Here is an 8,666-nt window from a genome sequence, read left to right as displayed (position 1 = left end):
ACGAACCCCCGCCCACCCCCCCCCCCCCCCCCCCCCCCCCCCCCCCCCCCCCCCCCCCCCCCCCCCCCCCCCCCCCCCACCCCGGTCCCGGCGGCGGCCTACATCCCGGGGGCGGGCTTCAGCAGCGCGAACACCGCCCCGGCCGGGTCGGAGGCCCAGGCGATCCGGCCGACGTCGGGCACGTCCGCCGCCGGCATCAGCACCGCGCCGCCGTTCCCCTCGACCGCGGTGACGGTGGCGTCGACGTCCGCCACCTGGAAGTACGGCACCCAGCGCGGCACCATCGTCGAGGCGCCGCCCGCGCCCTCGCCCTGCGGGGCCACCCCGCCGAAGGACCCCTCCTCCTGGTCCCCCTCACCGATGCTCAGCACCCGGTACGTCATCCCCGGCGCCTCCATCTCGGTGTACCGCCACCCGAACACCCCGGCGTAGAACCGGATCGCGGCGACCGGGTCGGGTACGTGGAGCTCCGCCCACACCAGGGTGTTCACCTCGGAGGCGACCTCCAGCCCGCCGGTCTTGCCGGGCTGCCAGGACGCGAACTCGGCGCCCTGCGGGTCGGTGAACTGGGCCAGCCAGCCCTCGCCCATGACGTCCATGGGCTCCATCCGCACGGTCCCGCCCCCGGCCCGCACGGCCTCGACCGTGGTCCGCATGTCGGGGCTCTGGAAGTGCACCATCCACGCCGAGTGCGCGCCCTCCTGGGTGAGCGGGCCGAGCGCGGCCACGGTCTTGCCGCCGAGCTTGAAGAACCCGTACCCGCCCGCGTCGGGCCCGGCGGAGGTGAACTGCCAGCCGAACACCGACCCGTAGAAGGCGGCGGCCGCGTCGGTGTCGGGGCTGCCGAGGTCGAGCCAGTTGGGCGATCCGGTACGGAAGGCGGTGCCGAGCATGGGGTCCTCCAGCGGGTGGGGCGACACGGTCGCTGGCCACCATGCCCACCCCTCGCGCACGGGGCGGCGTACGGCCGCCCGGGGCCCGACGGATTCACCCGTTCGGGGGGGGTGCGGGGCCGGTCCTCAGCCGCCGAGGACGAGCCCGACGCCGACGAGCACCAGCACCAGCAGCCCCGCGCACAGGACGCCGGCGCCGCGCCCGAACATCAACGCGGGCCCCACGTCCCGCGCCCGTGCGTACAGCGCCCCGGCGACCGGCAGCACCGCGAGCCCGGCGACCCACGCCCAGGTCGGCCCGAAGGGCAGCCCGCGCCGCCATCCCTCGGCCGCGTACAGGGCCGCGAGGGCCGCGCCCAGCCCGACGGCGAGGGCCGGGGCGGGCAGGCGGGTGCGCCGGCCGAGGGCCCGGGCGGCGGCGGTGACGGGCAGGGCGAACAGGACGGTGTGCAGCAGCCCCAGCAGCGGGAACAGCAGGGGGGCCAGGCAGATCAGGAGCATGATTCCGAAGGCCCCGCCGCTGGGGTCGTAATCCTCCTGCTGCGCGGCGAAGAGCGCGGCGCCCGCCAGCAGCAGCACGGGCTGCCCGGCCGCCAGGGCCATGGCCCCGGGCAGCTCGCGGTTCCACACGCTCGCCGGCTCGCGGACCTGCGGCCCCCGCCCACGCACACGTACCGCGTACGCCATCGCGCCCCACCCACTCCACTTGAACGCGTTCAATACGCTCGCACCCTACACCCGGCCGCCGACACCACCCCCGCACCCCTTCACATCTGACGATCCGTCAGCTTCAATCGGGAGGGTGATGGGACACGCAGGGATGGCGGCCACCGTCGTCCGATACCTCAGGTCAGCCGGCTCCCCCACCTCCGCCGGACACGTCGACGCTCTGCCCCGCCCCGATCTCCGGGCCGTCGGCGAGGACGAGCGCGCGCCCGTCAGCCCTGCCGAGTTCCGGGCCGTACTGGGCAACTTCGCGAGCGGGGTCACGGTCATCACCGCCCCGCCCGCGGAAGGCGAGGAGGGCCCGGCCGGCTTCGCCTGCCAGTCCTTCGCCTCGCTCTCCCTGGACCCGCCCCTGGTCACCTTCATGGTGGCCCGCACGTCGACCACCTGGCCGCGGATCGCCCGCGCCGGGGTGTTCTGCGTCAACATCCTCGGGGCCGGCCAGGGCGAGCTGTGCCGGGCCTTCGCGGTCAGCGGCGCCGACAAGTTCGCCGGGGTCTCCCACCGGCCCGCCCCCGCGACCGGATCCCCGCAGCTGGACGACGTACCGGCCTGGATCGACTGCCGGATCCACGCCGTCCACACCGGCGGGGACCACCTCATCGTGGTGGGCCGGGTCGAGGCCATGGGCGCCGCCGGCGAGGGTGACCCGCTCCTCTTCCACAAGGGCCGCTTCGCCCGCCTGGCCGACTGACTCCCCTCCCCCGACCGGCCGTTACCATGCGGTCGACGTCAAGGCGGGGGGCCGGGGGGCCATGGGGAACACGTACGGGCCGGGTCGCACCCGGTGGACGAGCACCACCGGGTGGCTGATGGTGGGCAGCGCCGCGGCCGCGGTCCTGTGCGCCCTCGTCGGAGTGAGCCCGTACCCGCCGCTGACCGCGGAGACCTGCCTGGCCGGCGCCTCCGCCCTCTTCGCGGCGTGCTGGGTGGCGGCCTCCCTCCACGCCCGCCGCGTCCCGCCCCGGGTCGACCTCCGCAAACGCCCGCCGGGACGCCGGCCGCGCGGCCGCGTGCTGCGCATCGTGCTCGCCTTCGGGATCCCCGTGGCCACCTTCGCCGCGCTCGTCGTGTGCTTCACCGACCCCGGCGACGTGGGCCGGCGCGTCGAGCGGCTGGAGCGGGCCGGGTACGACCGCCACGAGGCCCGGATCGTCCGGCTGACCGGCGAGCCGGAGCACCATGCGGCCACCGACGACAGCAACGAGTACTACACCACCGACGTGGTCCTCAGCGTCCCGTACGAGGGCGGGCCCCAGGACGTCGCCGTCGCGGGGGTGTCCACCGGGAAGCGGCCGGAGCCCGGAACCACGGCCGCGGTCTACTTCGCCCCCGCCCACCCCGAGGTCGGCGTGGGCACCGCACCCGCCCGCCCCGCCGGCAGTCAGATGATCGCCGTGGTCTTCCTGATCGCCCTCGGACCCTGGCCCTTCGTCGCGGGCGCAGCGATCAAGTCGTACATGGAACCGGCGGCCGTGGACCGGACGCGCCGCTTCGACCCCGGCACCCACCTGCCCGCCCTCGGCCTGCTGCTCCTCGGCCTCCTCGCGCTGCTGCCCCTGGCCCTGGAGGTGCCGGTGGCGGGCTCCACCCGGCTCTGGGCCCTCCTCGCGCTCCCCGCGCCGGCGCTGGCGCTGACCTGGACGGCCCGGCGCGCGTAGTGCGGCCGGGCCTCCCGGCTCAGAAGGTGAGCACCCCGCGCGCGACCCGCCCGTGGTGGGCGTCGTCCACGGCCTTCGCGAAGTCCTCCACGGGGTAGACCTCCGTCACCAGCTCGTCCAGCAGCAGCTTCCCCTGCCGGTACAGCTCGGCGTAGAGGGCGATGTCGCGCTGCGGGCGCGAGGACCCGTACCGGCAGCCCATGATCGTCTTGTCCAGGTACATCGAGGACACCAGGAAGGACGCCTCCTCCTTGAAGCCCGGCACCCCGAGCAGCACCGCCTGCCCGTGCCGGTCGAGGAGGTCGACCGCCTGCCGGATCAGCCCGACGTTGCCCACGCACTCGAAGGCGTGGTCCGCGCCCGTCGGCAGGACCTCCCGGACCGCCGCCGAGGTGTCGGGCACGGCCGAGGCGTCCACGAAGTGGGTGGCGCCGAACTGCCGGGCCACCACCTCCTTCGCCGGGTTCGCGTCCACCGCGACGATGACCGCCGCCCCCGCGATCCGGGCGCCCTGGATGACGTTGAGCCCGATCCCGCCGGTGCCGATGACCACGACGGTCTCCCCGAGCCCCACCTTGGCCCGGTTCAGCACCGCGCCCACGCCCGTGAGCACCCCGCAGCCGATCAGCGCGGCCGAGGTCAGCGGGATGTCGTCCGGGATCTTCACCGCCTGCACGGCCTTGACGAGGGTCCGCTCCGCGAACGCCGAGTTGGAGGCGAACTGGAACAGCGGCTGCCCGGCCCGCGAGAAGGGCCGGTCCGGCATCCCGATCGCCTTGCGGCACATCGTCGGCCGGCCCCGGTCGCAGTCCGCGCACGCCCCGCAGTTGGCCAGCGTGGACAGCGCCACGTGGTCACCGGGCGCCACGTGCGTCACCCCGGCCCCCACCGCCTCCACCACACCGGCACCCTCGTGCCCGAGCACCACCGGCGGCGGGAAGGGGATCGTCCCGTCGATCACCGACAGGTCGCTGTGGCACAGCCCGGCCGCCGCTATCGCGACCAGCACCTCCCCCGGCCCCGGATCCCGGATCTCCAGGTCCCCGACCACCTGGGCCTGCTTGCCGTCGAACACGACGCCTCTCACCTGGGCTCCTTAGGCAGGCCGAGCACCCGCTCGGCGATGATGTTCCGCTGGATCTCGTCCGAGCCGCCGTAGATCGTGTCGGCCCGGGTGAACAGGAACAGGCGCTGCTCCTCGTCGAGTCCGAGTTCGTACGGGTCCCCCTGCGCCCAGAGCCCCGGCCCGGCCGCCGCCACCGCCCCCCGCACCTGGACGGCCAGCTCCCCGAGCCGCCGGTGCCACCCGCCCCACAGCAGCTTCGCCACGCTGGGCGCGCCGGGGTGCCCCGCCGCCCCGAGGGTGCGCAGGGCGTTCCAGCGCATGGTGCGCAGCTCCGCCCACTGCCGTACGAGGCGCTCGCGCAGGCCCGGGTCCGGGGCGCCCGAAGCCGCGTACGCCTTGACCACGCGCTCCAGTTCGGCGGCGAAGCCGATCTGCTGGACGAGGGTGGAGACGCCGCGCTCCAGGGCGAGCAGGCCCATGGCGACGGCCCAGCCGTTGCCCTCGCCGCCGACGACCTCGGAGGCGACGGCCCCGTCGAAGAAGACCTCGTTGAACTCCGCCGTCCCGGACATCTGCCGGATCGGGCGGACCTCGACGCGGCCCGGCTGGTCCGTGCGCACGAGGAGGAAGGACAACCCCCGGTGGCGGCGGGAGCCGGCTTCGGTGCGGGCCAGGACGAAGCACCAGTCGGCCTCGCGGGCCAGGGAGGTCCAGATCTTCTGCCCGGTGACGCGCAGCAGCCCGTCCGCCGTGTCGCGTACGGCCGCCGTGCGCACCCCGGCGAGGTCGGACCCGGCGTCCGGCTCGCTGTAGCCCTGGCACCACAGCTCCTCCCCGCGGGCGATCGCGGGCAGGAAGCGGTCCTTCTGCTCGCGGCTGCCGTAGGCGATCAGGGTGGGGGCGAGGAGGTTCTCCCCGATGTGGCCGACCCGGGCGGGGGCGCGCAGCGCCGCGTACTCCTCGGCCCACACCACCTGCCCGGTGAGGGAGAGCCGCCGGTTGCCGTAGCCCTCCTCCTCCCAGCCCTGGCCGATCCAGCCGCCGCGGCCCAGCTCCCGTTCCCAGTCGCGGCGGGCCCCGAACCCTTCGTGCTCGCTGCCCGGTCCGCCGAGGCCGACCGCCTGCGCGTACGGGCCCGTGAGGTGCCCGGTGAGCCACGCACGGGCACGGACGCGCAGTTCCTCGTCCTGTGCCCCGAAGCTGAAGTCCACGCCGCTCCCCTCCCGTCTCTCCCCTCCCGTCTCAGGCGTTGGGCCGGCCCTTGGCGGCGGCGGCCTTGGCCATGGCTTCGAGCTGGGCGAGCATCGGCATCGGGTCGGTGCCGACGGTCCCGGGGAGGAAGTCGGCGATCTTCTCCGGGGTCCAGGCGCCCTCGGCGTAGCCGGCGCGCAGCTCGCGCGGCTGGGCCCAGACGGCGATCTTGGGGCCGGCGATCGTGTAGACCTGCCCGGTGATGTTCTCGGCCTTGGCGCGGTCGCTGAGCAGGTAGGTCACGAGCGCGGCGACGTCCTCGGGGTCGCCGATCTCCTTGAGCTCCATCGGCACGTTGGCGGACATCCGGGTCCGGGCGACGGGCGCGACGGCGTTGGCGGTGACCCCGTACTTGTTCAGCCCGAGGGCGGCGCTGCGGACGAGGGAGATGATCCCGCCCTTGGCGGCGCTGTAGTTGGCCTGGGCGACGGATCCGGTGTGGTTTCCGCTGGTGAAGCCGATGAGCGTGCCGGAGCCCTGGCGGCGCATGACGGCGGAGGCGGCGCGGAAGACGGTGAACGTGCCCTTGAGGTGGGTGGCGACGACGGGGTCCCACTCCTCCTCGGACATGTTGAACAGCATCCGCTCGCGCAGGATGCCCGCGACGCAGACGACGCCGTCGACGCGCCCGTACTCGGCGAGGGCGGTGTCCACGATGCGCTGGCCGCCGGCCATGGTGGAGATGTCGTCGGCGACGGCGACGGCCTCGCCGCCGGCGGCCTGGATCTCCTTGACCACGTTCTCCGCGATCTCGCTGGTGGGCTCGCCGCCCTCGATCCCGACCCCGTAGTCGTTGACGACGACCTTGGCGCCCTCGGCGGCGGCGGCGAGCGCCACCGCCCGGCCGATGCCCCGGCCCGCGCCGGTGACGGCGACCACCTTCCCTGCCAAGAAGTTCCCCACGGCCGACCCCTTCCCGTGTTTTCTGACGGACCGTTAGATTCTATGACCAGTCAGATCCCTTCACACAAGCCCTGAGCAAGCCCTGAGCCCTAGGAGCTGATGGCCGGTGACCCTCCCTCCCGAGTTCCACGAGATCGCCAAGCGGATCAACAACTGGGGCCGCTGGGGCGCCGACGACGAGATCGGCACCCTGAACCTGATCACCGACGAGGTGGTGCGGGCCGCCGCCGCGGAGATCCGCTCGGGCCGCCGGATCCCGCTGGCCCTCCCCCTCAAGGAGGACGGCGTCCAGGCGGGCCTCATCCCGGGCCGGGTCAACCCCCTCCACACGATGGTCCAGATCAACCAGGAGCTCTTCGGCCCGGGCACGGTGGCGTGCAGCGACGACGCCGTGACGATGGGCCTCCAGTCGGCCACCCACTGGGACGCCCTGACGCACGTCTCGCACTCGGGCCGCATCTACAACGGCCGCCCGGCGTCCACCATCACCGCTCACGGGCGTTCGGAGTTCAGCGGCATCGACAAGGCCCGGCACATCGTCTCGCGCGGGGTCCTGCTGGACGTGGCCCGCGCCAAGGGCCTGGACCGCCTCCCGGGAGACCACGCCGTCACCCCCGGGGACCTGGCGGAGGCGGAGGAGTTCGGCCGCGTCACCGTCCGCGCGGGCGACGTGGTCCTCGTGCGCACCGGGCAGATCCAGGTCTACCTGGCGGGCGACAAGCACGGCTACGGATTCCCGTCCCCCGGCCTCTCCGTCCACACCCCGGAGTGGTTCCACGCGCGGGACGTGGCGGCCGTCGCGAACGACACCCTGACCTTCGAGATCTTCCCGCCGGAGATCGAGAACCTGTGGCTGCCGGTGCACGCGCTGGACCTGGTGGAGATGGGCATGCACCAGGGCCAGAACTGGAACCTGGAGGAACTGTCCACAGCCTGTGCGGAAGCGGGCCGGCACTCCTTCCTCCTCTCCGCGATGCCTGAACCCTTCGTGGGCGGCACCGGCACCCCGGTGGCCCCGGTGGCGGTCCTCTGAGCCCCCTCCGGACGATCGACGGATCCGCCGCCACCGTGACCGGGGATCACGGCCCCGGTCACGGGCATGGTGGCCACAGCCGCCGTCTGACCCGTCCGGGTGAAGAAGCCGCCGTCCTTGCGGGCTTCGGGTGAAACGCGTTTCCTGCCACGGCCCGTCCGGTAGAGAGCAGGTGTCCATCGACCCCGGCGTTTGGAGTTCGTCATGGGATTCGCCCAGCTCGCCTCCGGTGACAAAGGAGTCCTCTACAGCGGTCACGAAGACGGCCGTCTGCTGTTCCTCCAGGACCTGAGCCGCGACGGGACGAACTCCCCCGACGGCTCCAGTGGCTGGTCAGGAACGTCAGGAAGCCAAATCGGCCAAGGCTGGGGCAGCGCCAGACTCCTCGCCGGCGGCGGCAACGGAACCCTGTACGACGTCCACCAGGACGGCCGTCTCTTGTTCTTCCAGGACCTGAGGCGCGACGGAACGAACGCCCCGGACGGTTCCACCGGCTGGTCAGCGACGTCAGGCAACCAGATCGGCCAAGGCTGGGACAGCGCCAGACTCATCACCAGCGGCGGCAACGGAACCCTCTACGTCGTCCGCCAAGACGGCCGCCTCCTGTTCTTCCAGGACCTGAAGCGCGACGGAACCAACGCCCCCGACGGCTCCACCGGCTGGTCAGGAACGTCAGGCAACCAGATCGGCCAAGGCTGGGACAGCGCCAGACTCATCACCAGCGGCGGCAACGGAACCCTCTACGTCGTCCACCAGGACGGCCGCCTCCTGTTCTTCCAGGACCTGAAGCGCGACGGAACCAACGCCCCCGACGGCTCCACCGGCTGGTCAGCGACGTCAGGCAACCAGATCGGCCAAGGCTGGGGCGATGTCAAGCGGATCGTCAGCGGCGGGGACGGGATCATCTACGCCGTTCGCGACGACGGGGCGCTGCTGTTCTTCCAGGACTTGAACCGCAACGGCACGCCAGGCTGGTCGCCGACGTCGGGCAGCCAGATCGGCCAGGGCTGGCCGTGACCTGACCTATCCGCCCCCGGAAAGATCGACGGATCGGCCGCCACCGCGTGGATAAAGTCGGCACATCCATTGACCTCAGGGGGAGTTGGTACGTGAGCGACAGCAGAGGGGCCCGG

General features: G+C 73.4%; 9 protein-coding genes. 4 read left to right on the top strand and 5 right to left on the bottom strand.

Annotation, left to right across the window (positions count from 1 at the left end; all coding sequences use genetic code 11):
• Nucleotides 1–98: 98 nt before the first annotated feature.
• Both ACZ7IF_RS19400 and ACZ7IF_RS19395 read right to left on the bottom strand, forming a co-directional pair.
• A complete protein-coding gene (locus tag ACZ7IF_RS19400) occupies nucleotides 99–893 on the bottom strand; it encodes a VOC family protein (RefSeq protein ID WP_470972936.1) in 795 nt (264 codons plus the stop codon).
• 126 nt (nucleotides 894–1,019) lie between these two features.
• On the bottom strand, nucleotides 1,020–1,562 hold the full coding sequence (locus tag ACZ7IF_RS19395; protein WP_470972664.1) for a hypothetical protein: 543 nt from the start codon (nucleotides 1,560–1,562) through the stop codon (nucleotides 1,020–1,022).
• A gap of 136 nt (nucleotides 1,563–1,698) precedes the next feature.
• On the opposite strand from ACZ7IF_RS19395, the gene ACZ7IF_RS19390 reads away from it, so the two are divergent.
• Nucleotides 1,699–2,313 (top strand): flavin reductase family protein, encoded by a 615-nt coding sequence (locus ACZ7IF_RS19390; RefSeq protein ID WP_470972934.1) that lies wholly within the window; start codon nucleotides 1,699–1,701, stop codon nucleotides 2,311–2,313.
• A 61-nt stretch (nucleotides 2,314–2,374) separates the two neighbouring features.
• Nucleotides 2,375–3,280, top strand: a complete 906-nt coding sequence (locus ACZ7IF_RS19385) for a hypothetical protein (RefSeq protein ID WP_470972662.1) — start codon at nucleotides 2,375–2,377, stop codon at nucleotides 3,278–3,280.
• Between the two features lie 19 nt (nucleotides 3,281–3,299).
• Here the strand turns inward: ACZ7IF_RS19385 and ACZ7IF_RS19380 are convergent, their stop codons facing one another.
• Genes ACZ7IF_RS19380 through ACZ7IF_RS19370 form a run of 3 tightly spaced genes read right to left on the bottom strand, consistent with a single transcriptional unit; the run spans nucleotide 3,300 to nucleotide 6,500 of the window.
• Nucleotides 3,300–4,367 (bottom strand): Zn-dependent alcohol dehydrogenase, encoded by a 1,068-nt coding sequence (locus tag ACZ7IF_RS19380; RefSeq protein ID WP_470972660.1) that lies wholly within the window; start codon nucleotides 4,365–4,367, stop codon nucleotides 3,300–3,302.
• Nucleotides 4,364–5,557: an acyl-CoA dehydrogenase family protein gene (locus ACZ7IF_RS19375; protein WP_470972658.1), complete on the bottom strand. Its 1,194-nt coding sequence runs from the start codon at nucleotides 5,555–5,557 to the stop codon at nucleotides 4,364–4,366. The genes ACZ7IF_RS19380 and ACZ7IF_RS19375 overlap by 4 nt, the downstream gene beginning before the upstream one ends.
• A gap of 31 nt (nucleotides 5,558–5,588) precedes the next feature.
• On the bottom strand, nucleotides 5,589–6,500 hold the full coding sequence (locus ACZ7IF_RS19370) for an SDR family NAD(P)-dependent oxidoreductase (protein WP_470972656.1): 912 nt from the start codon (nucleotides 6,498–6,500) through the stop codon (nucleotides 5,589–5,591).
• A 106-nt stretch (nucleotides 6,501–6,606) separates the two neighbouring features.
• Between ACZ7IF_RS19370 and ACZ7IF_RS19365 the strand changes: the two genes are divergently transcribed.
• A complete protein-coding gene (locus ACZ7IF_RS19365; RefSeq protein ID WP_470972654.1) occupies nucleotides 6,607–7,533 on the top strand; it encodes a cyclase family protein in 927 nt (308 codons plus the stop codon).
• Nucleotides 7,534–7,737: 204 nt separating this feature from the next.
• Nucleotides 7,738–8,550, top strand: a complete 813-nt coding sequence (locus tag ACZ7IF_RS19360; protein ID WP_470972652.1) for a tachylectin-related carbohydrate-binding protein — start codon at nucleotides 7,738–7,740, stop codon at nucleotides 8,548–8,550.
• Nucleotides 8,551–8,666 lie beyond the last annotated feature (116 nt).

The organism is Streptomyces sp. NPDC037421, assembly GCF_055602105.1.
This window is presented reverse-complemented; position numbering and strand designations above follow the sequence as displayed.